Raw genomic sequence first — 22786 nt, forward strand, 5'->3', positions numbered from 1 at the left:
ACTCGAACTGGAACCGGGCGGGGACGCGGTCGCCCTGCCGATCACGGTGCGCAACAGCGGCGCCTCGGTGTCCGAACCGGTCGCCGCGACGCTGAACCTGCCGCCCGGCATCAGCGTCGTGCCTGCCGGTGGCGGTGGTGGCGGCGCCGGCGGTTACGCCGCGCAGGCCGCCGCCGGGCCGTTGCTGGTGAACTGCCCGCCGGGCGAGGGCACGGTCACCTGCACCACGCCGCGCGGGCTGCAGCCCGGTGAGACCGCGGTGCTGACGTTCCTGCTGAAGGCGGACCGGACGGCGTCCTCGGGCCAGGTGACCGGGACGGTGAACGCGGGCGCGAACATCCGCCTGTCGGTCAACGTGCCGGTGGCGGTCGCCGAGCTGCCGGACGACCTGGCCCTGGAAGCGACGGCCCTGTGGAGCGGCCAGCCCGCGTGGGGCCGGTCCGCGTGGCTGTCCGTCGACGTGGTCAACAAGGGCGAGAACACCAAGCCCGTCACGCTGTCGATCGACACCGACGCGCGGCTGATCCTGGGCAACTTCCGGGCGGCGTGCGACAGCGGCCCGACGACCACCTGCACCAGCCTGAACGCGCTCCAGCCCGGTGAGCACCTGCGGCTGTGGTTCGAGCTGGACCGGCCGAAGAAGGAGTCCCGGACCGTCACCGTCTCGGCGACGCTGGGCCGCGCCCACGCCTCGCGGACCGTCACGTTCGACTGCTGGTTGCCGCACTGCGGGGTGCCGGGGCTCGCCCCGACCAGCACGACGGTGACGCCGTCGTCGAAGCCCGCGACGACGACCGACCCGTCCACGAGCGGATCGACGACCACGACGACGTCGAGCAGCACGACGACGGTTTCGCCGACGACCCCGTCGACCACGACGACCACCTCGACGACCAAGGACCACGGGCGGCCGTGGTGGTGGTTGCCGTGGATCCCGTACCCGCCGAAATGAATGGGATGAAACCGGCTCTCGCGGCCGCCTGACGATCCCCCGTTTCGCGGACTACGTACACTGCGCAAGTGACCGTTGTGGAAAGCGTGTTGTCGCACACGCCCGAGCCACTGCGCTCGGTGTTGATCAAACATCGGGAGCTGCTCAAATTCGGGATCGTCGGCGGAACGACCTTCATCGTCGACAACGGTGTCTGGTACCTGCTGAAACTGAGCGTGCTGGAAGACAAGCCGACCACCGCGAAAGCGATCGCGATCATCGTCGCGACCATCGTGTCCTACATTCTCAATCGCGAATGGTCGTTCCGGACTCGTGGGGGACGGGAAAGGCACCACGAGGCGGCGCTGTTCTTCGTGATCAGCGGCCTGGCCGTGGCCGTGAACCTGATTCCGCTGTGGGTGTCGCGGTACGTGCTGCACCTGGAACTGCCGCACGTGAGCCGGTTCGCACAGGAGGCGGCGGACTTCGTCAGCGGGTCCATCATCGGCATGCTGCTGGCGATGGTGTTCCGCTTCTGGGGCTTCAAGCGGTGGGTCTTCCCGGACGAACTGGGGAAGCGCCGCAGGGACCTCTCCCGCGACGAGGCCGACAGCAACGCCTGACGCTGCCCGCTCTGGGTTCGGCCGCGGCCGGCCCCAGCTCAGTGGCGGCACGCGCTCCGCAGGCCAGCACTCGTTCATGCTTTCCGGCACCCGCGGGCAGCGCCACGCTTCCGCCACCGGCCCCGGGCGTAACCGCCGACAGCAACGCCTGACGCTGCCGCCCCAGGGGCTTACGGCAGACGGCTGAAGCTCGCCCCGCTCAGCGGGGCACGCGCTCCGCGGGCCAGCGCACCTCCGGCACGTCCCCCGGGTTCGGCACCCGCAGGAACAGGCTGAACACCGCCGGCCGCCGGCTGGACAGTTCCAGCCGCCCGCCGTCGGCTTCCGCCAGGGCACGAGCCAGCGCCAGCCCGACCCCCGTCGAGCCGCCGCCGGAAAAACCGCGCTCGAAGATGTGCGGCGCGAGGTCGTCCGGAATTCCCGAGCCGGTGTCGCTCACCTCGACCACCACCGTGCCCTCGGTCTCGCCCCGGCGCGCGGCCAGCGTGACCGTCCCCGCCCCGTGCCGCAGCGCGTTGTCCAGCAGCACGCCGACCACCTCGCGCAACCGCCCCGGCGTCGCCCGCGCCATCAGGCCCTCGCCGATCCGCAGGCGCAGGTTGCGGCCCTCCGCGCGCAGCAACTGCCGCCACTCCTGCGACACCTCGGGCAGCTCCGCGGCCAGCTCCAGCGCCTCCGTGTCGACCTCGCTCGCCGCGCGCGCCGCCGCCAGCAGCTCCTCCAGCGCCTCCGACAACCGGTCCGCCTGCTCCTGCGCCGCCCGTGCCTCCTCCGCCGTGTCCGGGTCGTCGGCCACCGTCAGCGACTCCAGCCGCAACTGCAACGCGGTCAACCTGCTCCGCAGCTGGTGCGACACGTCCCCGACCAGCTGCCGCTCCCGCTGCACGAGCTGCGCCAGCGCGGTCCCCGACGTGTCCAGCGCCTCGGCGACCATGTCCAGCTCACCGATCCCGTAGCGGCTGGTGTCCGGCCGGAAGTCCCCGCCGCCGAGCCGCGCCGCCCGCTCGGCCACGTGCCGCAACGGCTTGGCCAGCCGCCGGGCGGTCACGGTCGCCACCACCGTCCCGATCGTCACCGAGAACACCACCAGCAGCAGGACCGCCAGCGTGACCGTGGTCTGCCGCGACCGCAGCGGCCCGGACGGGATCGACAGCTCCAGGTGCCCCTGCCGCGCCAGCTGGACGGTCGCCGTCACCGGGTCAGCCCCCGGGTCGGCGCCCTCGGTCATCCGGTCCTGGCCCGGCACCTCGACGACCAGCTTGCCGCCCTGCGGGATGGCGACCGACACCTGCGTGAGGTCGTTCTGGTCGAGCGCGCCGTCGGCCAGCTCGGTGTCCAGCGTCGCGGCGATCTGCGCGGCGCGGCCGGCCAGGTCCTCGTTGTAGATGCTGTCGACCAGCTTCCACGCGGTCACGCCGAGCGGGATGCCCAGCGCCGCCGCGGTCACCGCGACGGCGAGCAGGATGGCGAGCAGGATCCGGCGGCGCACTAGTCTGCGTTGAACCGGAAGCCGACGCCGCGGACCGTCGCGATCCGCCGCTCACCGTCGCCGTGGTGGATCACCGACCCCTTGCCGTCGCTGGTCACCGACAGCTTCCGGCGCAGCCACGACATGTGCATGTCGAGCGTTTTCGAAGTCTTGGACTCCAGGTCGTTCCACACCTCGGCGAGGATCTCGTCGCGGCTCACCACCTGCCCGGCGTGGCTCATCAGCACCCGCAGCAGCTCGAACTCCTTGTTCGCCAGCTGCACCTCGCGGCCGTCCACGAGCACCATCCGCGCGCCGAGGTCCATGCGCACCCCACCGGCTTCCAGCACCTCCGGCGCCCGGCGGCGCAGCAGGGCGCGGATGCGGGCCAGCAGCTCGGCGAGCCGGAACGGCTTGGCCACGTAGTCGTCCGCGCCGGCGTCGAGGCCCACCACGAAGTCGACCTCGTCGGTGCGGGCGGTGAGCATCAGCACCGGCAGCTCGCTGCCGTTCGCGCGCAGTCTGCGGCACACCTCCAGACCGTCCATGCCGGGCAGCCCGAGGTCGAGCACGAGCAGGTCGACCCGCTTGGCCTGGGTGGTGTCGAGCACCGCGGGGCCGTCCCCCACCACTTCGACGTCGTAGCCCTCCCGCTCGAGCGCACGCGACAGCGGGTCCGCGATCGCCGGGTCGTCCTCGGCCAGCAACACCATGCTCACCTGGCCAACTCTACGACCGCGGCCCGTGAAAACATCGTGGCGTGGCGAGCTACACGGACGATCTCATCCTGGCGGGGAAGCTCGCGGACGCGGCGGACTCGATCACCACGGCCCGGTTCCGCGCCCGCGACCTGAAGGTCAGCAGCAAACCGGACCGCACGCCGGTCACCGACGCGGACACGGCGGTCGAGGACGCGGTGCGCGAGGTGCTCGCCGCCGAACGCCCGGACGACGCCGTGGCGGGCGAGGAACGCGGCGGCACGGACTGGGAGTCGGGCCGCGCGTGGGTGCTGGACCCGATCGACGGGACGAAGAACTTCCTGCGCGGCGGCCCGGTGTGGGCGACGTTGATCGCGCTGGTCGAGGACGGGCAGCCGGTGGTCGGCATGGTCAGCGCGCCGCTGCTGGGCCGCCGCTGGTGGGCCGCGGCGGGCGAGGGCGCGTGGATGAGCGACTCCGCGGGCGAGCGCCGGATCTCGGTGTCGGCGGTGTCCGCGCTCTCCGACGCCTACCTGTCCACGACGGACCTGGGCTCGTGGACCGAGTACCACTCGCGTGAGGCGTACCTGGGCCTCGTGGACGCCTGCTGGGAAACCCGCGCCTTCGGCGACTTCTGGCAGCACTGCCTGGTCGCCGAGGGCGCGATCGACCTGGCGGCCGAGCCGATCGTCAACCCGTGGGACGTCGCGCCGATGCAGATCCTGCTCACCGAGGCCGGCGGCCGGTTCTCCGACCTGACCGGCGCGGAGCGCTTCGACGGCGGCTCGGCGCTGTCGTCGAACGGGCACCTGCACGACGAGGCGCTCGGCTACCTGCGGCGGTAGCGCTCGCCGGTCACGTCCCAGAGGTGGTGCAGCGGGTCGTGGATGAAGTAGCGCGCGAAGGTGTCGATCGTGAAGTGCGCGCCGTCGCTGCGGGTGCCGGTCCGGTCCCACTCCGCGCCGGTCACGTCGGCGAGCGCCGTGGCCAGCCGGTCCGCCGCCGTGAGCAGCTCGTCCGCCACCACCCGCGGGTCCTGGGTGTCGTACCGGTCCTCGACCGCCGTCGCGTCCTGGTCCCAGTTCGGGAACCGCGGGGCGTCCTGCGTGCGGATCAGCCGCAGGCGCTCCAGGTAGATCCGGCACACGTCGCGCACGTGGCAGCCGTACTCCAAGGTGGACCACTTGTCCGGCGCCGGCCGCTCCCGCGCGTCCGGCCGGCCCAGCGCCTCGCGCCAGGCGCCGGCGTTCGCGCGCAGCATCGCGGGCACGTCTTCGCGCGTGAACGTCGCCGCGTCGAAACCGCATTCCGGGCACGGCGCGCGCAGCACCCAGGTCCAGTCCTTGGTGTCGGGGGTGATCATGGGTCGAGCATCACCGCGGCGCCTCGCGAGCACCAGCGCGAATTCCTTAACGGTGCCGTCAGCCCGTCTTAAGCCGGCGCAGGCAGCAACCCCACCGCACCGCGGGCGACCTGCGACCACGCCAGCCTGCCGAACAGGTAGTGGCAGGCGACCTGCTCGTTGGTGAACCGGGCCCAGTCGTAGCGGTTGCCCTGCTCGCGCCAGAACACCTCCCACACCGGGCCGCCCTCTTCGGACTCCTCGACGCGCAGCAGGCACCACGCGTTGTCGGCCTCCTTGCCGATCGAGATCACCTCGCCGGGCACCCCGATGGCCGCCAGCCACCGCACGATCGACTCGACGTTCACTGCGCAGCGCCCTCCTCGAACGTGATGTCCGCCAGATACCCCAGGGTGACCAGCTCGTCGGCCGAATAGACCGCCCGGTACCGCTCGCCGCCGCCGGGCTGCCCGAACCACGGCGCCGACACCGAGCGCCACACCGGCACGTCCCGCAGCACGCGGTACCGCCGGTAGCCGGCGTCGCGGACCGGCGGCGGCAGCGACCGCCGCGCGAACGGGGTGCCGTCCGGGGCGAACACCCGGCCGCGCGGATCACCGAACCGGTCCAGCACCGCGCCCTCGGCCAGCACTTCCGGCTCGCCCTCCGCGGTGCCGCCCTCGGGGTACAGCTCGCCCGGCGGCCACGCGTACTCCGGCACCTCGCGGCGCTTCCCGGCGAGGAACCGGCGGTCCCAGTCGCGTTCGTGCAGACCGCCCAGCGGGTCGTACCCGGCGAGCACCTCGGCCGGGGGCGTCCCGGCGGGCGAGGGGCGGCGGCCGTACCCGGCCTGGACCTTCGCCAGCGCGTCGTCGGTGCGGATCAGGTCCGAGCGCGGGTGGTCGTGCGGCGGGAACCGCAGTCCCGGCGCGTAGTCGACCTCGCACGGCGGCGCCGGCAGCTGCCGCGCCGGCTTGTCGGTGGCGACGGGCAGGTGGCCGATCGGGAACATGTGGACCCGGAACAACGCGACGATCGTTTCCCGCTCCTGCCGCGGCGCGCCCATCGGCTCCGGCGCGCGCGAGGCGGGTTCGGGATACGGCTGGTACGGCTGGCGCGGTCCCGGCGCGACCGGCGGCTGCGGCCCGACCGGTGCTTGCGGCGCGACCGGCGGCTGCGGCGCGACTGGTGCCTGCGGCGCGAAGGGGGCCGCGTACCCGGCCGCGGGAGCCGCCGGCGCGTACCCGGCAGCTGGAGCGGGCGCGCCCGGCAGTCCCGGCATCCCCGGCATTCCCATCGGCGGCACGGCGTTCTCGGAGAACCCCGCGGCGACGGTCGCGTTCGGCAGCCCGGTCGACGGCGTCGGCACCTCGTCGAAGCCGCCGGAGTCGAGCAGCCCCTCGTACTGCGGCAGCGACGGCGGGGTCGGTGGGTCCGGCAGCTGGATCGGGCCGGTGTCGGTGTCGGCGAAGGCCGGTTCGGGGACCACGGGCGGCACCACCGGCGGCGTCAGCACGGCCGAGGCCACCGCCGACGGCACAGCCGGCGCGGACGGCGCGGCCGGCGGCGCGCTGCCGAGCACCGCGGGGGACGGCGTGACGACCGGCGCCACCAGTTCCGGCGCCAGCCCGGTGACCACCCCGAGCAGGGCGCCCTGGCCGTCCGGCGTGCGGGCGCCCGGGTTCGGCTCGACGAGCGGGGTGACCAGCGAGCCGACCGGCGCCGGACCGAGGGTCGCGGCGAGGCCGTGCGTCACGACCGCCAGGTTCGCCGCGGTGCCACGCAGGATCGGTTCGACGCCGAGGATCGCGGTCGGGTGGCCGTTCTCCGCGGCGGCGAGGCTCGCGTCCCGGTTCTTCGCGGCCTCGACGAGCTGCCGCACCAGTTCGACCTTCGCGGCGCCGACCTGCTCGGCCGCGTTGTCCAACCGGTCGGCGGCTTCGGCGGCGCCACGGGCGGCGGCGGTGAGGTGCCCGTTCTCCGGGTCGACGAACGCCGACCACGCCCGCCCGGCCGCCTCGCCGGCGTCCCGGGACAGCGCGGCGACCGCGGTGCCCGCCTGCTGGTCGGCCTCCGCGGCGAGCGCGGTCAGTTCGCGGTGCGCGTCCCGCCAGGCGGACGCCTGCTCGCGCAACCTGTCCTCGTCCGCGTCCGGCCAGGACAGCCCGGTTTCCGCGGCGAGATCGGCGAGTTCCCGCGGCAGCTCGATGCCCATGCGCTACCCCTGTGCCGTGTCGGTGATCGCCTGCTGCGCGTCCTCTTCGGACCCGCGGTAGCGCCCGGCGGCCTCGCCGACGGTCTGCCCGAACGCCGTCAGCCGCCCGGACAGGCTCCGCAGCCCGGCCAGCGTCTCCTCGGCGGACGGCACGTGCGACGCCGCGATCGCCTGCCCGACCGGGCCGTCGCCCCACGCCCCGTCCGCGCCGGCGAGGGCGCGCTCCAGCCGCTCCGCGACCGCCGCCGCGCGCTCCGCGAGGTTGCCGAAGTCGCCGGAGGAAACCGCGAGCCGGTCGGCGTCGGCCTCGAACCCGCCGCTCATCGCGTCATCCAGCGGTGGTCCTCGAGGCTCTCCTCGTCCGGGGCGAGACGGGGCTTCGCGGGCGCGATCTCGGTCGCGTCGAGGTCGCCGGTGCCGAGCAGCAGCGCCTGCGGATCGGTGCCCGCGGGCAAGACCGGCGCCAGCACCTCACCGGCCCGCGCGAGCGCCCGCACGGTCGCTTCGGCGGTGACGCGCACGATCTGCTGCGCCAGCTCGTTCGGCCGGTACCGCCAGTACGCGCCGTCCGCGACGGTCAGGGAAGTCAGGGTGCCGCGCGGGCCGACGGTCGCCGTGATCAGCCCGTCGGCGTCGGTGGCCGAAGCGGTGACTGCCGCGAGATCGCGCTGCGCCGACGCGAGGTTCTCCCGGCTGCGGCGGTAGTCGGCGAGCAGTTCCTCCACCTGCGCCCGATGCTCGGTCACGGCACCCCTCCTCGCGAGTACAGCAGTCGGCTCGGACTCGGACGCGCGGCCGCGCGCTCCGGTTCCCCCTCGGCATCAGGTTGCCTCATCGAGCCGAAATACGCATGAGTGCCCGAACCGTGTCACGTCGTGCGGTCAATTCGAAACCAGCCGCGGCGAACATCTCGACGGTGCCGTGGTAGAGCTCGCCCGCGGGCCGCTTTTTCCTGGCGTCCACCGGATATCCCTCGACCACGCGGGCGCCGCGGTCGAACGCGTGCCAGGTCGCGGCGCGCAGCATCGCCGCCGCGATGCCCCGCCCGCGGGCGCGGCGGTGCACGTAGAAACACGTCACCGACCACACGTCCGTGGGATCGTCGTCCGGCAGCGCGGCGACCCGGGAGGTGGCCAGGCGCGGGTTGTCCAGCCGGGGCGAGACCGCGACCCAGGCGACCGGCTCGTCGTCGAGGATCCCCAGCAGCCCCAACGGTTTCCCGGCGCGCACCTCATCGCGCACGTGCGCCTTGTGCCCCTCGGGACCGGTCTCGCGGAACTGCCTGCTGGTCATCCGGAACCAGGCGCACCAGCAGCCGCCCTGCAGCCCGCCCGGGCCGAGCAGCCGCTCGAACAGCGGCCAGTCACCCGCGGTCAGCTCCGTGATCCGCAGGTCGCTGGATCGGGTGAGATCACCGGACGCCGCGGCCACGGGGTTGCGGTCCCTGCTCGCCGGGGAAGTCGTCGTACGGGTTGTCGTTGACCTGCCGGTAGATCATCGTGTGCACCCGTTCGACGCGCGGGATGTCCTCGAACCGCAGCGGCTCGTCCGAAGCGGACTCGATCACCAGCGTCCCGCAGCCGAAGAGGCGGTCCACGATGCCGTGCTCGAACTGCACGCTGCTGATCCGGCCCAGCGGGATGTCGATGCCGGTGCGCTTGATCACGCCCTCGCGGACGATGAGGCGGTCGGTCGTGACGATGAAGTGGGTGGTGCGCCAGCGGACCAGCGGCACCAGGAAGAACCAGACGATCAGCACCACCGCGACCACGGCGATCGCGATGCGGGCCACGTCGTTCCACGGCGCGGGCGCGTCGCCGGCGAGCGTGACGAGCCAGATGCCCAGCCCCAGCGTCACGAGAAAACCGATCACCGGCCAGATCAGCATCTTCGCGTGCGGATGGCTGTGCACTATGACCTGCTCGTTCTCGCTGAGCAGATCGTCGGGGTAGGCCACTGCGAACTCCTCTCGCGACCGCTTCACCGTACCGGGCGCAGGTGCACGACGTCTCCGGCGAACACGGTGTGCCGCTTGCCGTCCTGGGCACGCACTTCCAGCTGGCCGGCGCCGTCGACGTCCTCGGCAGTGCCGAGGATCGTGTGGTCGCCCGGCAGCAGCACGCGCACCTCCTGACCGAGGGTCTCGCAGCGGGCCCGGTAGTCGTCCAGCAGGCCGGCCTTCGCGAGGTCGCCGCCCGCCGCGCGCCAGCGGTCCTCCCGGTCGGCGAGCGCGGCCAGCAGCAACGTGGCGATGTCGGTGCGGTCGGTGGTGCGGGCGCCCTGCTCGGCCAGCGACGTCGGCAGCAGCCCGCCCGCGCCCGGCTCGACACCCGGGCCCAGCGGGCGGACGTTCAGCCCGATGCCGAGCACCACGCCCAGCTCGTCCCCGGCGACGGCCTCGGACAGGATGCCCGCGCACTTGCCGCGGTCCGGGCCGGCGAGCACGTCGTTGGGCCACTTGAGAACGGCGTCGACACCCAGTTCGCCGGTCAGGTCGGTCACCGCGAGCCCGGCCGCGATCGCCAGCGAGCCCAGCGCGCTGAACGGGACCTCCACCGGGCGGAGCAGCACGCTGAGATAGATGCCACTGCCCTTGGGGGACGCCCACACCCGCGCGCGCCTGCCGACGCCGGAGGTCTGCTCCTCGGCGATCAGCACGGTCCGGTCCGCCGCGCCCTCGACGCTCGCTCGCCGCAGGTCGGCGTTGGTGGAGCCGGTGCTGGGGACGACGTCCAGCGCCGCGTACGGACCCTGCGGGGCGAGCAGTTCGGCGCGCAGCCGCCCGGCGTTGATCGCGTTCATGTGGGAAGCCTATTCGCCCTCCGTCACGCACGAGGGGGTCCGGTCGTTGGATCACTGTGTCCGGAGCGGCCGTTGTCTTTTAGTGTTGGCGAGGTGACCATGCGTTTCCGATCCTGGGGGCGGGCCGCCGCCGGGCGTGCCCTGATCGCGCTGATCCTCGTCGCCGCCGTGGGCACCTGCGGGTGGCTGCTGGTCGAGCCGCCGGGCGAACAGGTGCGGGCCGCCGCCGACGTGGTGCCGCCCGAGCCGCCGCCGGGCAACGCGGCGCTCGCGTCCGCGCCGACCGTGCTCGAGCCGAACGCCCCGGTGCAGGCGCAGGCGCCCCAGGAGCAGGGCCGCAGCGAGCTGGAGAAGTGGGCGGCCGGGCTGAGCGGTCCGCTGGACATCCCGGAGCGCGCGCTGATCGGGTACGCGACGGGCGAGCTGACGTTGCGCGAGGAGGACCCGGGCTGCCACCTGTCGTGGGTGACGCTCGCCGGGATCGGCAAGGCCAGCACGGACCACGGCCGGTTCGGCGGCGGGTCGCTGGGCGCGGACGGGACGCCGGCGAAGGCGCTGGGCGCGGTGCCGCTGACCGGCGCCGCCGGTGAGGCCGCGACGGAGCCGCGCAGCGGGCCGATGCAGCTCACCCAGGCCGAGTGGCAGCGGGCCGGCGCGCGGGGCGACATCCAGGACATCGACGACGCGTCCGTGGCCGCGGGCCGCACGCTGTGCGCCGGGAACACCGACCTGCAGGCCGGGCAGGGCTGGTGGAAGGCGATCGAGCACTACCGCGACTCGGACCTGTTCCGCCAGCAGGCGCTCGGCAACGCCCAGCTGTACGCGCAGCTTTCGCTGGATCCGGCGTCGGCGTCCGCACCGTCGGTGCGGGCCACCCGGTTCGCCCTCGACCAGCTCGGCCTGCCGTACGTGTGGGGCGGCAACGGCCCGGACGCGGGCGCGGCCGGGTTCGACTGCTCCGGGCTGACGAAGGCCGCCTACGACGCGGCGGGTGTGAACCTGCTGCGCACCGCGGACATGCAGTTCCGGTCCACCCCGGCGGTCACCGAGCCGAAGATGGGCGACCTGGTGTTCTACGGCAACCCGGCGACGCGCATCCACCACGTGGGTCTCTACCTGGGCAACGGCCTGATGATCAACGCGCCGACGCAGGGCATGGCCATCCAGATCGCGACGTACCGCACGCGGACGGACGACTACGCGGGAGCGAGCCGCCCGGCCGCCTGACGCAGTCACCTCCTGGGCCGGCGGTTGTCGAGCTTCTCGGCCCGCAGGTAGCCGCCCGTTCCTCCGCCACGTCATCGACGACCTGATCCACTCGGCTCAGCGCTGCCACGAGATCCTCCGGCCAGCGGTCCGGAACATCACCACCGGTGGGTCTCCCAGTGCACGACTGCACCACCTCGTGAAGGAATTCGGCCGCAGGCGTGGAATTGTCGTACTCCCCGGGCAGGATGGCCGACATGACCGAGACCGGCTCCACCCCGACCACTTCCATCCGCTCGCGGCTCGACCGCGAAGGCCTGCCCCGCAACGGCCGCGCGCATCGCCGGCCGCCCGGCACGATCGCGAGGCGTGAACCGCTTCGAGCCGAAGCCACGCTGCGCCGGCCCGAGCAGCCACCGCGCACGTCTTCCGCCCGGACCGCGACGCGACCGGGCAGCCGTCACGAGCACGCGAGGCTGTGGGCACCTCAACTCAACCGTTGCCGTGGCGGGCCAGCTCGTCCAGGTACCGGCTGACCGGGCCGAGCGTGAGCAGTCCGCTGCCCGCGCCGGCCAGTTCGCCCGCCGCGGGCAGCAGTTCGGCGTGCAGGCGGGCCATCGCCGGCCGGTCGCCGCGGCGGATCGCGACCAGGGCGTGCAGGCACGTGCGGGCTTCGAAGAGCAGGTCGCGCGGAGAGGGCGGGATCTCCGACCCGTCGTCGGACACCACGGGACGGCACCACGGCTCGTAGGCGCCGAAGTCGAGGTCGTGCCCGGGGTCGGCGCCGCGCTGGAGGCGGTCGCACAGCAGGGCGAAGCCGAGGATCCCACTGTCCACACCGGACATCCCGGTGCCTGCCAGCCGGGCCGCCGCCGCGCGGTACGCCGCTTCGGCGGGTTGCCCGGCCGCGGACGTCCGCATCGCGCGGTACCACTGCGTGAACACGCCGACGAGCGGGATCTCGTGCTTCTCGCCGAGCTCGTCGGCCGCCTCCGCGTGGCGGTCGGCGGTGGCGAAGTCGGCGAGGGCCGAGGCGGCTTGCACCAGGACGAGGTGGCCGAGCACCTCGAACGTCACCAGCTCGTGGCGCCGGGCCAGCTCGACCAGCTCGCGCCCGATGCGGGCCCGCTCCGGTGCGAGCCCGGCGCGCTCGAAGGACTGCATGAACCGGGCGTTCAACGCGAACGCGAGCAGGGCGGGATCGTCGAGGCGCCGGGCCAGCGCCTCGGCTTCCCGCGCGGCCCGCGGTCCCCGGTCGCCCGCGGTGTTGCGCAGTTCGAGGGCGAGCGTGGCGAGCAGACGTGCGCGAACCGCGTCTTCGCCCGGTGGCAACGCGTCCAGGGTCCGCTCGGTCGCGTCGGCGATCCGCCGGGCGAGCGCGGGATCGTCGGCGGCGGTCCAGATCGCGGGCACGTCGAAGGCGACGAGCACGCGTGCGGTCAGCGCGGGGTCGCCGACCTGCTCGGCCAGGGTGAGCGCCTCGGCCCGGTGCTCGCGCGCCCGATCGAGCTCACCGGCGACGGCCAGCGCCCGCACGAGGCCCATGATCAGCTCGAGCCGCTCCGGCACGCCGGCGCCGGAGCCCACACCCCGATCCGCGCCCGCAGCCGCACCACCATCCCCACCGGCAGCACCTGCGCCGCCAGCCACACCGCCATCCCCACCAGCAGCCGCACCACCACCGCCAGCAGCGGCAGCACTCCCGCCGGCCACGCCACGATCCGGCTCGGCGGGCGCGCGGCGGTCGGCGTGGTCGAGCGCGGCCTGCCACAGCCGCGCGGCCTCGTGCGGGGCGAAGCGGCGCTCGGCGTCCTCGGCCGCGGCGCGCGCGTACCGCACCGCGGCGGGGGCCTCGGCGAGCAGGAAGTGGTGCGCCAGCGCGGCGACGTCCCCGGGCCGCAGGCGTTCGATCGCCTCGCCGATCCGCGCGTGCAGCCGGGCCCGGCGCGAGCGGGACAGGTCCTGGTAGAGCGTGTCGCGGACGAGGGCGTGCGCGAACCGGAACCGGCCCGGGCCGTGTTCGACGAGGAAACCGCGCTCGGCGGCGAGTTCGAGCGCGTCGAGGGCGTCGCCGGGCAGCAGGTCCAGGTCGACCTCGGTGCCGATCACCGCGGCCTGCCGAAGCACGGACTGGACGTCGCCGGGCAGCTGAGCGACGCGGTACCGGACCACGTCCCGCACGCCCGGCGGCACCGCCGAGAGCGCACCCTCGGTGTCGAGCACGCGTGCCAGTTCGCGCACGAAGAACGGGTTGCCGCCGCTGCGCTGGTGGATCGTCCGGGCGGTGCCGGTGTCGACGTCCTGGCCGGTGGTGGCCCGCACGAGCGCAGGCACCGCGTCCGCGGGCAGGCCGCCGAGGTAGATCCGCACCGGCTCGGCCCGCGCGATCCGGCCGAGGAAACCGGCGAGCCCGGGGGTGACGTCGGTGCTGCGGTAGGTGGCGACGATCAGCACCGGCCCCGGCAGCGGGTCGGTGACCAGCGCGGACAGCAGCGCCAGGGTCTCCTCGCCGGCCCAGTGCAGGTCGTCGAGGACCAGCAGCAGCTTGCCCCGCCGGGCGAGCTGTTCGCGCACGGCGCGGTGCCACTGGAAGCGGTTCGGCTCGGCCGGGGGCGCGATGCCGAGCGCGTCGAGGATCCGGGTCCACGGCCAGGCGGCGGGCACGCCTTCGTGCTCGGGGTTGACGCCCCACGCGGTGGACCAGCCCCGCGCTGCCATCTCAGCGGTGAACGCTTCGGCCAGCGCGGTCTTGCCAGCGCCCGCCTCCCCGGAGATGAGGACAAGGGGCGCCCGCCCGGCGGCCTCGACGAGCCGTGCCAGCTCGTCATCCCGCCCGACGAGCGGTTCCCCCAGCGCAGCGCCCCGCCCACCCGGTAGGCCCGCCGCCTCACCCTCCGACTCATCGCCCCGCCCGACCGAGCCCGGCGCCCGCCCACCCGACTCAGCCATCGCACCACGCAGCTCGGGCGCCTGCGCGAGGATGTCCGCCTCCAGCTCGCGCAAGTCCGGCCCTGGGTCGACGCCCAGTTCGTCGGCCAGCGCCTGCCGTGCCCGGCGCAGCGCGGCGAGCGCGTCGCCCTGACGGCCGGCCCGGTAAAGCGCTAGCGCGAGCAGCCGCCACCCGTTCTCCCGCAACGGATGCGCGCCGGTGTGGGCCTCCAGGTCCGGCACGGCTTCCGCGGCACGCCCGAGGCCCAGCAACGCGTCCGCCCGGCGCTCCACCGCGAGCAGGCGCAGCTCGTCCAAGCGGGCGATCTCCGCACGCGCCCAGGCCTGATCGGCGAACTCGGCGTAGGCCGGGCCGCGCCACAGCCCCAGTGCCTCGTCCACAAGGGACAGTGCTTCGGCCGGCGCGAGACCGGCGGACTTGGTGACCGCGTCCTCGAAACGCCACGCGTCGACCTCCTCGGCGCGCAGCGCGTAGCCGCCGCCGGTGGTCACGAGCAACTGCGCGGGGGTGCGCGGCGGCCGGTCGGGTTCCAGCGCGCGACGCAACGCCGCGACGAAGGTCTGGATGGCACCGACCGCGCCGTCGGGCGGGTCGGCCCACAGGTCGTCGACGAGGCGGTCGACCGGCACCACCCGGCCGCGCGCGATCAGCAGGCGCGCGAGAACGGCCCGGTGCCGCGGTCCCTTGAGGTCGAGCGGACCGCGCCCGGCCTCGGCGATCAGCGGGCCGAGCACCGCGAACCGCACGGACGAGCCCATCACCACGCACTGTAGCCGCTGAGCGCGTGCTGATCCGTTGCTGACCGGGCCGGCGCACGCTCGGTGCCATGCAGATCACCGGATTCGACTACCAGCGGGTTCCCGTCGCCGAGGGCGTTTCACTCAACGTGGCCATCGGCGGTTCCGGCAGCCCGGTCGTGCTGTTGCACGGCTTCCCGCAGACCCACCTGATGTGGCGGCACGTGGCCGCCGACCTCGTCGCCGACCACACCGTGATCGTGCCGGACCTGCGTGGCTACGGCCACAGCGACAAGCCCGCGGACACCGGCGAGACGTACTCCAAGCGCACGATGGCCGCCGACGTCGTGGCGGTGGCCCGCGCGTTCGGGCACTCGCGGTTCGCGCTGGCCGGGCACGACCGCGGCGCGCTGGTCGCGATCCGCGCCGGACTGGACCACCCGGACACCGTCACGCACCTGGCATCGCTGGACGTGCTGCCGACGCTGGACATGTGGGACGTGATGCACGGCGCGAGCGCGGCGGTCGGGTTCCACCTGTACCTGATGGCGCAGCCGCCCGGGCTGGCGGAGAAGATGATCGCCGCCGTGCCGGACGACTTCTTCGGCTACTTCCTGGACGCGTGGACGCAGAACCCGGACGCGATCCCGGCGGACGTGCGGGCCGAGTACCTGCGCGCCTCGCGTGAGGCGGTGACGTCGATCGTCGCCGACTACCGGGCGACCGCCGGGATCGACATCACGCACGACACCGCCGACCGCGAAGCCGGCCGCCACCTGACGATGCCGGTGACCGTGCTGCAGCAGGACTGGGGCGCCGCGCTCGGCTACGACGCCGCGGCAGTGTGGCGGCGGTGGGCCCCGGACCTCGACCACCGGACGGTGACCTCAGGCCACTTCATGGCGGAAGAAGGCCCGGCCGAGGTGATCAAGGCGCTGCGAGACCTCCTGGCGCGATGACGGCGAGCAGCGGACGGCGGATGACCGACTAGCCCCGTCCGCTGCTCACCAGCCCGTGCTCCGCAACGCGCTCCCGGCTCAGGGCTGTCACCACAGCGCCGAGCAAGGCCAACGCGCCCGTGATCGCGGCCGCGTAGTTCACCCCGGCCGCACCGGGCGCCACCGCCAGCACGACCGCGACCAGGGCGATCCCCAGCGCGGAACCGACGTAGCGGGCCGTGTTGTTGGCCCCGGTGCCCATCGCGGCTCGGTCGGGCGGCACGGTTCGCACCGAGAGCCCCGCCAGCGCCGCGTTCGACAGGCCTGTGCCGACTCCCGCCACGGCCAGCCCGGGCGCGAAGTGCCACCACGACGAGTGCGCCGTCAACCCGAGCGTGGCCAGCTCCCCCGCCGCGCACAGGCCGAGCCCCAGCGCGGCCTGGCGCCGGTCGCCCAGCCATCCCGTCACCCGCCGGGCCTGGGCGGCCACCACGAACGACACACCCGACCAGATCGACACCACCGCCGCCGCGGCGAGCGGGGTCAGCCCGAGCAGCCGGTGCAACAGGCTGGGCAGGAACGTCATGTACGACACGACCGCGATCCCGCTGGTCAGCGCCCCCGTCGTGGCCGCGCGGAACGCCGGGGCGCGCAGCAGCCGCAGGTCGATCATCGGCTCCGCGACCCGCAACTCGACCACGACGAACACCCCCAGCAGGACCACCGCCGGCGCCGCCCAGACGACCACACCCGCGTCCCACCCCGCGCGGGCCTCGGTCAGGGCCGCGACCAGCAGCGCGATCCCCGGCCCGAGCGTCAGCAGGCCCGCGAAGTCCGTCGGCCGCGGGATCCCCCGGGACTCCGGCAACCGCGCGCCCGCGGCCGCCACCGCCGCGCCGAGCAGCGCGATCAGCCAGTACACCGACCGCCAGCCCGCCGGCGCGGTCAGCAGCGCGGCCATCACCGGCCCGACCGTGATCCCGCCGCCGAGCATCGCGCCCCACAGCCCCGTCGCCCGCACGCGCGCCGCCCCGGCCGGGTGGGCGTGCGCGATGAGCCCCAGGCTGGACACCAGCAGCGCCGCCCCGGCCACGCCCTGCACGATCCGCCCCAGGACGAACGCCCAGGTCGCCGACGCCAGCGCGCACAGCACGCTGCCGGCCGCGAGCCCCGCTCCGCCCAGCACGAACACCCGCCTGCGGCCGAACGTGTCCGCGAGACTTCCCGCGATCAGCAGCGCCGCGGCCAGGCCGAGGCTGATGCTCCCGAGGATCCACGTCTGCCCGGCGGGCCCCGCCCCGAGCGCGTCCGCGATCTCGCCGAGCGTGGCGAGCGGCGCGGTGAAGTTCACCAGCACCAGGAACGCCGCGGCGCACGCGATCACCAGCGTTGCCATCACCCCTCCAGTTCAGTCAACGAACTAAGAGGGACACTAGCAGCAGTAGTTCAATAACTGAACCAGTCGCTATGCTGGATCCGTGGCACTCGGCAAGGACTACGCGACCCAGGACTGCTCACTGGCGCGGGCGCTGGAGGTCGTCGGCGAGCGGTGGACGCTGCTCGTCCTGCGGGACTTCTTCTACGGCGTCCGCCGGTTCGGCGACCTGTGCGCGCACCTGGACATCCCGCGCGCCGTCCTCACCGACCGACTGAAGTCCCTGGTCGCCGCGGGCCTGCTCGAACGGCGGCCGCGGCCGTCCGGCCACGAGTACGTCCTCACCGCGCGCGGCATCGCCCTGTGGCCCGCGGTGTTCGCGTTGGCGCAGTGGGGCGAGCACGAGTTCGGGCCGCCCGCCGGGCCGCGGCGCGTCTTCAGCCACGCGGACTGCGGCACGGCCGTCACGGAATCCGGGCTCTGCCCGCGCTGCCGGACCGTCCCCGCGCCGGCGGACCTGGTGGTGAGCCTCGGCCCCGGTGCGAAGCGCGACCACCGGGACGATCCGGTGAGCGTCGCGCTGCGGGAGCCGCACCGGCTGCTGACCCCGCTGACCTGATCCGCTCTGCGCGAAATCCCTGGCCTGCCGCGGACGGGCTCGGGCAGAGTCGATCACATGCGGTTGCTGGTGCTGGGTGGGACGTCGTTCCTCTCGAAAACCGTTGCGGCGGAAGCGGTCCGGCGCGGTCACGACGTCGTGTGCGCGGCGCGTGGCGTGTCGGGGAGCGTGCCGGACGGCGCGCGGCACGTGCGTGTCGACCGGGACGAGCCGGGCTCGATCGACGTACTGGCGGGTGAGCGGTTCGACGCGGTGGTCGACATCGCGTACACCGGGCTGCGCTGGGTCCGCGACGCGTTGCGCGCCATCACCACCCGGCACTGGACGTACGTCTCCACGATCAACACTTACGCGGACACCGCGACGCTCGGCCAGACCGCGGAATCCCCGCAGCACGAACCGATCGAACACGACCGGATCGACCTGGCCGAGATGACGCCGGAGGTCTACGGCGGCGTGCAGGTCGCCTGCGAGCACGCGGCCCGCGACGCCCTCGGCGACCGGCTGTTCATCGTGCGGCCGGGGCAGATCACCGGCCCGGGTGACTACATGGACCGCTTCGGCTACTGGCCGGCTCGCTTCAGCCGCGGCGGCCGCGTGGCGGTGCCCGACACCCCGAAGCAGCCGTTCCAGCACGTCGACGTCCGCGACCTCGCGGCGTGGATCGTGACGGCAGGCGAGCAGCGCCTCAGCGGCGCCTTCGACGCGGTCAGCCCGGTCGTTCCGCTGGGCCCGGTGCTGGAGGAGATCGCCGACCTCGTCGCTCCGCCCGGCACCGAACTGGTCCCGGTCGCCGAGGAAACCCTGACCGCGGCGGGCGTCCAGCCGTGGTTCGGCCCGAAGTCCCTGCCGCTGTGGCTGCCGGAGAGCCACCACGGCCTCGCCGCACACGACGCGTCGGCGGCGCACGCGGCCGGGCTGGAGATCCGCCCGCTCGCCGACACCGTGCACGCGGCCCTCGACGAGGAGCGCGCCCGTGGCCTGGACCGCCCGCGCAAGGCCGGGCTCACCCCGGAAGAGGAGGCCGCGCTAATCGGCGATTGACTGGTACACCGAGGTCCAGAAGTCCAGGTACAGGTTGTTGTACTGCGGGAACCCGGCCTTCTGCGTGAGCAGGATCCCGACCAGGTCCTCCTTCGGGTCGGAGAACCACGACGTGCCGAGCCCGCCGTCCCAGCCGAACCGGCCGGGCACCGAGGCGATGTCGTCGCGCGCCGTGGTCATCGACAGGCCGAGGCCCCAGCCACGCGTGTCGAAGTAGCCTGGGTAAAAGCCGGACACCGCCTTCTCCCCCGGCGTCAGCTGGTCGGTCACCATGGCCTCCACCGTGGGCCGCGCCAGCACCCGCCCGCTGCCGGACCGTCCGAAGTGGAGCATCATCCGGCCGAAGCGCAGCAGGTCGTCCACTGTGGACACCAGGCCGCCGGCGGCGGACGGGAACCGGGGCGGGCGGGACCACTCGCCTTCCGGCGGGTCGTAGACCGTCAGGTCACCCCCGTACGCGGTGACCAGCCGGTCCGCGTCCGCGGTGAACCGCGTGTCGTCCATCCCCAGCGGGTCCAGCACGGTCTCGCGCAGCACCTCCTCCAGCGAACCGCCCACTCGCGCCAGCAGCACGCCCAGCACGTCCGAACCCGTGTTGTAGAGCCAGCGGCCGCCGGGCGGGCACATCAGCGGCAGCGAGCCGAGGCGCCGCATCCACTCGTCCGGCTCCGGCATCTCCGACGGCCTCGGCGGGCCCATTCCGATGCCGGCTTCGTGCGCCGCCCGCACGATGGGCGGCTCCTCCGGCAGGTACAGCTGGCCGAACCCCATCCGGAACGTCAGCAGGTCCCGCAGCGTGATGGCCCGCTCGGCGGGGACCGTCTCGTCGAGCGGCCCGTCGATCCGGGCGAGCACCCGCCTGTCCGCCAGCTCCGGCAGCAGCTCGTCCAGCGGCTCGCCGAGCCGGAGCCGGCACTGCTCGACGAGCGCCATCGCGGCCGCCGCGGCGATGGGTTTGGTCATCGAGCTGATGCGGAACAGGCTGTCCCGGCTCAACGCGGGCCCGCCGAACGCGACCGAGCCGAGCACGTCCACGTGCACTTCCCCGTGGCGTTCGACGAGCGTGATCACCCCGGGGACCTCGCCGCGTTCGACGTAACCGGCCATCACGTCGTGGAGCCGCCCCAGCCGGGCTTTCGACAAGCCGCCTGTGCTCATCGTCCGATTCAAGCCGAGCAGTGAGCCGCTGTGAAGACTTCGGCGCCTGCCCGCCGCACCGTGCGCAGCACGGCGCCGGCCGAGCCCGCCCCCTCGGGCATCAGGATGATCCGGCCAGCGCCGAGCAGCTCCTCCCGCTCACGCAACTGCCGCGCGCACTCGTCCGGGTCACCGGCGATCACGTTGCGCACGAGCTGCCGGGCCATCGCATCAGCGCGGTCGGCCGTCATCTCCGGCTGCTCGACCAGCCACCGCGCGCCCGGCGCGCCGCGCAGCAGCATCGCCCGCAGCCCGTCGACCAGCGATTCCCGCGCCGCGTCGGTGGTGTCGGCGATCGCGAAGTAGCTCGAATCGACGTTGTCGGCGGGGTCGATCCGGTGCCCGTGCCCGGCCGCCGCCTCGATCTGCGCGTCGACCATCGCGCGCTTGTCGGCGAGGCTCACGAACGGTCCGAGGATGATCGGCAACCCGAACCGCCCGGCCAGCCGCGCGGTCGGCACCGAGGCCGCGGACAACGCGAGCGGCGACCGCCCCGGCACGTCCGGCACGACCCGGAAGTCGCCGAACTCGCCGGTGCGCAACGCCTCCGACAACTGCGCGAGCCGGCCCGAGATGTCGCGGTACCCGGCGAGCCCGTCGCCGAAGACCTCCAGATCCGCGCGGGGCTGGCCGCGCCCGACGCCGAGCGTGAACCGCCCGTCGCCGACGTGGTGCAGCAGCGCGGCCTGCTCGGCCAGCGCGACCGGGTGGTGGTTGGGCAGCACCGCGACCGCGGTGCCGACGCCGAGGCCGGTGCGCCCGAGCAGGAACGCCGCCATCGCCACCGCCGACGGGGTGTGCACGGCGCTGGTGAAGTGGTGCTCGGTGGTCCAGATCTCGTCCCACCCGGCGAGCTCCGCTTCCGCCGCGTAGCTGAGCGCCCAGCCGAACACTTCCGTCGAGGAAGCGCCGCTGCCGAAGGAATCCGTGAACAGCATCAGCCCGTGCTTCACCGGACCACCGCCGTCCGCGCGTGGGCCAGCAGTTCGTCGACCGACCACTGGTCGTAGGCGTGCTCGCCGTACTTCCGCGCCACCACGCGGCCGCCCTGGTCGATGAGGAAGTCCGCGGGCAGCCCGAGCCGCCCGCCCTCCTGCCGGACCGCGGGCGGCCGGAATCTGCCGAGCAGCGTCAGGGCGGAGCCGCGCAGGATCGCGCCCCACGTCCGCGGGTGCAGCAGGGCGCGGCGGCCGGACTCGACGCCGAACTCGCGGTAGTACCGCTTGTCCGGGTCGGCGATGACGGCGAACGGGAGGTCGTAGTCGCGCAGTTCGTCGGCGGGCGAGTGGAAGAAGACCACCTCGCGGATGCCTGCGGCTTCGATCTCGTCGTGCCGCTGCACGACCGAGCGGAGGTGGAGGTTGCAGATCGGGCAGCCGGCGAAGCGCCGGAACTGCAGGTGGACCAGGCGTTCCGGGTCGGGAACGCGGACGCGCTCGCCGCCGACCGCGTCCAGTTCGAACTCGCGCAAGGTGGATCCCTCCGTAGGCGTGTGGTGTACGCCTACGAACGTATGCGCGTATGCTGTACGCTGTCAAACGCCATGCCACGACCCCGCTCGCTGACCACCACGCAGATCGCCACCGCGGCACTGGCCGTCCTCGACCGCGACGGGCTCGACGCGTTGTCGATGCGCACGGTCGCCAAGGAACTCGGCATGGGCACGATGTCGCTCTACCGCTACGTGTCCGACCGCGACGAGCTCGAAGGCCTGCTGGTCGACCTGGTGTTGCAGGCGATCGACGTGGCGGTGCCGCGCGGTTCGGCCGGCGAGCGGTTGAGCGTGCTGGCCGACCGGGTCCGGATCGCGGTTTCACGGCACCCGGCGGTGGTGCCGTTGCTGCTGATGCACCGTCACCGCGTGCCGAGTTCGATCCGCTGGGGCGAGACGATGCTGACCGTCCTGACCGACGCGGGCCTCACCGGCAAACGGCGGGCGATCGCGTTCCGGACGATCCTGGGTTACGTGTTCGGCGCGTTGCAGGTGGAACACTTCGGGGCGCTGTCGGGCGCGGGCACGGCCGCGCTGGCCGACCTGCCGCCGGAGGAGTTCCCGATCCTGTCCGAAACCGCCGCGCAGGCCCGCTCGATCCCGCCGGAGGAGGAGTTCCGCCAGGGGTTCGACATCCTGCTGCGCGGCCTCGGGCTCTAGTCCGGCACGGGAAGCGCGCCCGGCGGGAGACCGTACACACGGGACACCGGGAGACGGATCACCACACGCTGCTCGTCGACCATTCGCTGGTAGAAGCGGTCGAGGTCGGCGTACGGGTCCTCGAACCGCGAGGCGAGCTCGGCCATCTCGCGTCCGGTCGCGTCTCCCGGCTCGGTGCTGACCGGCGACACGTCGACGTCGCTCTCCACGACCGCGTACGCCATTCCGTCCGGCGCCGCGACGTGCAGCACCGCGCGCGGGTCCCGGAGCAGGTTCCGCACCTTCGCGCGGTCCGCGGTCGAGCTGATCCGGATGAGCTTCTCCTCCGGGTACCAGCCGTAGACCACTGTGGACAGTTGCGGCCTGCCGTCGCGGCGGATCGTGGCCAGGGTGCCGAACTGGCGGCCGGCGACGAGGTCGAGGAGTTCTTCGCTCATGAGCCGATCTTGTCTCGGCCGGCGCGGCCGCGGAAGAAGGCACTCCGAAGTG

Annotated in this window: 23 protein-coding genes and 1 pseudogene; 8 read left to right on the plus strand and 16 right to left on the minus strand. The window is 73.7% G+C overall.

What is annotated here, in order from left to right; all coding sequences use genetic code 11:
• Both AMY39116_RS46685 and AMY39116_RS0339050 read left to right on the plus strand, forming a co-directional pair.
• Positions 1-952 (plus strand): annotated as a pseudogene (locus AMY39116_RS46685) (RNA polymerase subunit sigma); the annotation flags it as partial.
• A gap of 68 nt (positions 953-1020) precedes the next feature.
• Positions 1021-1554 (plus strand): GtrA family protein, encoded by a 534-nt coding sequence (locus tag AMY39116_RS0339050; RefSeq protein ID WP_020423026.1) that lies wholly within the window; start codon positions 1021-1023, stop codon positions 1552-1554.
• A gap of 199 nt (positions 1555-1753) precedes the next feature.
• On the opposite strand, the gene AMY39116_RS0339055 is transcribed toward AMY39116_RS0339050, so the two are convergent.
• Positions 1754-3043: an ATP-binding protein gene (locus tag AMY39116_RS0339055; protein WP_020423027.1), complete on the minus strand. Its 1290-nt coding sequence runs from the start codon at positions 3041-3043 to the stop codon at positions 1754-1756.
• Positions 3043-3735, minus strand: a complete 693-nt coding sequence (locus tag AMY39116_RS0339060; protein ID WP_026153804.1) for a response regulator transcription factor — start codon at positions 3733-3735, stop codon at positions 3043-3045. The genes AMY39116_RS0339055 and AMY39116_RS0339060 overlap by 1 nt, the downstream gene beginning before the upstream one ends.
• 47 nt (positions 3736-3782) lie before the next feature.
• Here AMY39116_RS0339060 and hisN point away from each other — a divergent pair, with 47 nt between their 5' ends.
• Positions 3783-4565, plus strand: coding sequence for a histidinol-phosphatase (gene hisN, locus AMY39116_RS0339065; RefSeq protein ID WP_020423028.1), 783 nt, complete (start codon positions 3783-3785; stop codon positions 4563-4565).
• Here hisN and AMY39116_RS0339070 read toward each other — a convergent pair.
• The 8 genes from AMY39116_RS0339070 to AMY39116_RS0339105 all read right to left on the minus strand — a co-directional run bounded on the left by AMY39116_RS0339070 (position 4550) and on the right by AMY39116_RS0339105 (position 10079).
• A complete protein-coding gene (locus AMY39116_RS0339070) occupies positions 4550-5083 on the minus strand; it encodes a DinB family protein (RefSeq protein ID WP_020423029.1) in 534 nt (177 codons plus the stop codon). The genes hisN and AMY39116_RS0339070 overlap by 16 nt on opposite strands.
• Positions 5084-5151: 68 nt before the next feature.
• A complete protein-coding gene (locus AMY39116_RS0339075) occupies positions 5152-5430 on the minus strand; it encodes a hypothetical protein (RefSeq protein ID WP_017986852.1) in 279 nt (92 codons plus the stop codon).
• Entirely contained in the window at positions 5427-7277 is a 1851-nt protein-coding gene (locus AMY39116_RS47025; protein WP_020423030.1) for a TNT domain-containing protein, read from the minus strand. Before AMY39116_RS47025 ends, AMY39116_RS0339075 begins: the two co-directional genes overlap by 4 nt.
• 3 nt (positions 7278-7280) lie before the next feature.
• Complete coding sequence (locus tag AMY39116_RS0339085) at positions 7281-7601, minus strand: hypothetical protein (protein ID WP_020423031.1); 321 nt, start codon at positions 7599-7601, stop codon at positions 7281-7283.
• Positions 7598-8023, minus strand: coding sequence for a YbaB/EbfC family nucleoid-associated protein (locus tag AMY39116_RS0339090; RefSeq protein ID WP_020423032.1), 426 nt, complete (start codon positions 8021-8023; stop codon positions 7598-7600). The genes AMY39116_RS0339085 and AMY39116_RS0339090 overlap by 4 nt, the downstream gene beginning before the upstream one ends.
• An 85-nt stretch (positions 8024-8108) precedes the next feature.
• Positions 8109-8708, minus strand: coding sequence for a GNAT family N-acetyltransferase (locus tag AMY39116_RS0339095; RefSeq protein WP_020423033.1), 600 nt, complete (start codon positions 8706-8708; stop codon positions 8109-8111).
• Positions 8689-9234: a PH domain-containing protein gene (locus tag AMY39116_RS0339100; protein WP_017986847.1), complete on the minus strand. Its 546-nt coding sequence runs from the start codon at positions 9232-9234 to the stop codon at positions 8689-8691. Before AMY39116_RS0339100 ends, AMY39116_RS0339095 begins: the two co-directional genes overlap by 20 nt.
• Before the next feature lie 23 nt (positions 9235-9257).
• Positions 9258-10079 carry a biotin--[acetyl-CoA-carboxylase] ligase gene (locus AMY39116_RS0339105; protein ID WP_020423034.1) on the minus strand — a complete coding sequence of 274 codons (822 nt, stop codon included), beginning with the start codon at positions 10077-10079 and terminating at the stop codon, positions 9258-9260.
• Positions 10080-10178: 99 nt separating this feature from the next.
• Between AMY39116_RS0339105 and AMY39116_RS0339110 the strand changes: the two genes are divergently transcribed.
• The gene (locus AMY39116_RS0339110; protein ID WP_039792053.1) at positions 10179-11306 is read left to right on the plus strand and encodes a C40 family peptidase; all 1128 of its coding nucleotides are present in this window, start codon (positions 10179-10181) and stop codon (positions 11304-11306) included.
• Positions 11307-11777: 471 nt separating this feature from the next.
• On the opposite strand, the gene AMY39116_RS0339115 is transcribed toward AMY39116_RS0339110, so the two are convergent.
• Positions 11778-14993: a BTAD domain-containing putative transcriptional regulator gene (locus AMY39116_RS0339115; RefSeq protein WP_039792054.1), complete on the minus strand. Its 3216-nt coding sequence runs from the start codon at positions 14991-14993 to the stop codon at positions 11778-11780.
• 68 nt (positions 14994-15061) lie between these two features.
• On the opposite strand from AMY39116_RS0339115, the gene AMY39116_RS0339120 reads away from it, so the two are divergent.
• Positions 15062-15931 (plus strand): alpha/beta fold hydrolase, encoded by an 870-nt coding sequence (locus AMY39116_RS0339120; RefSeq protein ID WP_020423037.1) that lies wholly within the window; start codon positions 15062-15064, stop codon positions 15929-15931.
• A 28-nt stretch (positions 15932-15959) separates the two neighbouring features.
• Here AMY39116_RS0339120 and AMY39116_RS0339125 read toward each other — a convergent pair whose 3' ends face one another.
• Positions 15960-17306 (minus strand): MFS transporter, encoded by a 1347-nt coding sequence (locus AMY39116_RS0339125; RefSeq protein ID WP_020423038.1) that lies wholly within the window; start codon positions 17304-17306, stop codon positions 15960-15962.
• An 82-nt stretch (positions 17307-17388) separates the two neighbouring features.
• Between AMY39116_RS0339125 and AMY39116_RS0339130 the strand changes: the two genes are divergently transcribed.
• Entirely contained in the window at positions 17389-17904 is a 516-nt protein-coding gene (locus AMY39116_RS0339130; RefSeq protein ID WP_020423039.1) for a helix-turn-helix domain-containing protein, read from the plus strand.
• Positions 17905-17961: 57 nt separating this feature from the next.
• Positions 17962-18948 (plus strand): NAD-dependent epimerase/dehydratase family protein, encoded by a 987-nt coding sequence (locus tag AMY39116_RS0339135; protein ID WP_020423040.1) that lies wholly within the window; start codon positions 17962-17964, stop codon positions 18946-18948.
• Here the strand turns inward: AMY39116_RS0339135 and AMY39116_RS0339140 are convergent.
• The 3 genes from AMY39116_RS0339140 to AMY39116_RS0339150 are packed head-to-tail and all read right to left on the minus strand — an operon-like array spanning position 18934 to position 21616.
• Positions 18934-20106: a serine hydrolase gene (locus tag AMY39116_RS0339140; RefSeq protein WP_020423041.1), complete on the minus strand. Its 1173-nt coding sequence runs from the start codon at positions 20104-20106 to the stop codon at positions 18934-18936. The genes AMY39116_RS0339135 and AMY39116_RS0339140 overlap by 15 nt on opposite strands.
• Positions 20107-20114: 8 nt before the next feature.
• The gene (locus AMY39116_RS0339145; RefSeq protein WP_020423042.1) at positions 20115-21098 is read right to left on the minus strand and encodes an LLM class flavin-dependent oxidoreductase; all 984 of its coding nucleotides are present in this window, start codon (positions 21096-21098) and stop codon (positions 20115-20117) included.
• Positions 21095-21616, minus strand: coding sequence for a peroxiredoxin-like family protein (locus AMY39116_RS0339150; protein ID WP_020423043.1), 522 nt, complete (start codon positions 21614-21616; stop codon positions 21095-21097). The genes AMY39116_RS0339145 and AMY39116_RS0339150 overlap by 4 nt, the downstream gene beginning before the upstream one ends.
• Positions 21617-21688: 72 nt before the next feature.
• Here AMY39116_RS0339150 and AMY39116_RS0339155 point away from each other — a divergent pair, with 72 nt between their 5' ends.
• Entirely contained in the window at positions 21689-22297 is a 609-nt protein-coding gene (locus AMY39116_RS0339155; protein ID WP_020423044.1) for a TetR/AcrR family transcriptional regulator, read from the plus strand.
• Here AMY39116_RS0339155 and AMY39116_RS0339160 read toward each other — a convergent pair.
• A complete protein-coding gene (locus AMY39116_RS0339160) occupies positions 22294-22734 on the minus strand; it encodes a PPOX class F420-dependent oxidoreductase (RefSeq protein ID WP_020423045.1) in 441 nt (146 codons plus the stop codon). The two genes, AMY39116_RS0339155 and AMY39116_RS0339160, sit on opposite strands and share 4 nt — an antisense overlap.
• Positions 22735-22786: the final 52 nt, after the last annotated feature.

This window comes from Amycolatopsis sp. ATCC 39116 (genome assembly GCF_000231075.2).
GTDB classification, from domain to species: domain Bacteria; phylum Actinomycetota; class Actinomycetes; order Mycobacteriales; family Pseudonocardiaceae; genus Amycolatopsis_E; species Amycolatopsis_E tucumanensis.